This is a genomic window from Microcystis sp. M53598_WE2 (assembly GCF_030067735.1).
GTDB classification, from domain to species: domain Bacteria; phylum Cyanobacteriota; class Cyanobacteriia; order Cyanobacteriales; family Microcystaceae; genus Microcystis; species Microcystis aeruginosa.
The window spans coordinates 1-1384 of the sequence record NZ_JASJFE010000350.1 but is presented as its reverse complement, the minus strand read 5'-3'; the positions used below and the strand labels follow the sequence as shown (position 1 = coordinate 1384).

The following is a 1384-nucleotide window of genomic DNA, read 5'->3' as shown; positions in this document are numbered from 1 at the left end:
TTACCTCCAGAAAGCTTAGAATTCCTGACCAAAGGGGCAAAGTTTACCAAACCACCTTTAACGGCAACTTTGGCTAATTCCCCTGGTTTATTAAAACTTTTAGGACGGGAATTACAGTTAGAAAAAGACTTTAGCCAAGATCAAAAAAACTATTTTATCCCGACGCTCAAAAAAATTAACGCTACTTCCCCAGAAGCTTTATCTTCAGGGGAGATTTTAGAGCAAATTGAGGAGATTTTAACCGTCTTAAAAAAAGCTACCTATTATAGTATTCTTGCCCCTCTTAGCTTTGCTTTGCGTCGCAGTATTTCGCAAGTACCTTTTGAGAAATTGGATAACTCCCAAGCACCAGAAATAGCCTCAATGCGATCGCTATCTGAACTGAGAAAAAATACGATCGATCGAGATTTTGACTCAGCTTTTTCCCTCTGGTTAGAAACCTACGGTTATTTAAGCGAAGTGGGGACTGATATTTCCATACCGAGATGGCGAGAAAATCCCCAAGAGCTGCTACAACTCCCCTTAGATAGTCCGGGTAATAATAGCCATAAAAAAGTTAAATCTTCCCATACTGTCCAAAAAAGATTAAATATCAAAAACCAAGTGACTGAAATTTACTCCCGTCTTTTAGCTCACCTACGCTGGCATTTTCTTGCTTTAGAAACCCTCTGGTTACAGCAGCAAATATTATCGGAGACGGGAGATATATTTTATCTAAATTACTCAGAAGTTACCCAGTTGGGTCAGAATAATAAAATCGCCCATCTTAAGCAAATTATCCGTCAGCGTCGCCAACAATTCCAAGAAAACTCTCAATTAACCGATATTCCCTACATCGTTTATGGACAACCCCCGAAAAGAGAATTTTTAGTTTCAAATTTAACTGCCAAAAAACGCTTACAGGGAATTGCCGCTAGTGGGGGGACAGTGGAGGGACGAGTCAAAATTATGCCCAGCTTACAAAATCTAGAAATTGCCCCTAATACTATTCTCGTTATTCCCTATACTGACTCAGGATGGTCCCCTTTATTATCCCGGGCTGTGGGCATTATTGCCGAGGTGGGGGGACAATTATCCCATGGTGCTATTATTGCCAGAGAATACGGAATTCCGGCGGTTATGGATGTGCATAATGCCATGAAATTGTTAAAAGATGGTCAATTAATTCGTCTTGATGGCAGTCAAGGAATTATTGAAATTCTCTAGGCATTAGGGGACAGGGTGTGGGGTGTAGGGTGTAGGGTGTGGGGTGTGGGGTGTGGGGTGTGGGGTGTAGGGTCTAGGGTGTGGGGTGTAGGGTGTAGGGTGTAGGGTGTGGGGTGTAGGGTCTAGGGTGTGGGGTGTGGGGAGAAGCTTTTTTCAGTGATCAGTAAACAGTAAACAG

The 1384-nt window shown here is 42.4% G+C and carries 1 protein-coding gene; it reads left to right on the top strand.

The genetic code is table 11. The annotated features are described in order from the left end of the window. On the top strand, nucleotides 1-1206 hold a 1206-nt coding region (locus tag PX636_RS07545; RefSeq protein ID WP_288116636.1), incomplete at its 5' end, for a PEP-utilizing enzyme. Nucleotides 1207-1384: the final 178 nt, after the last annotated feature.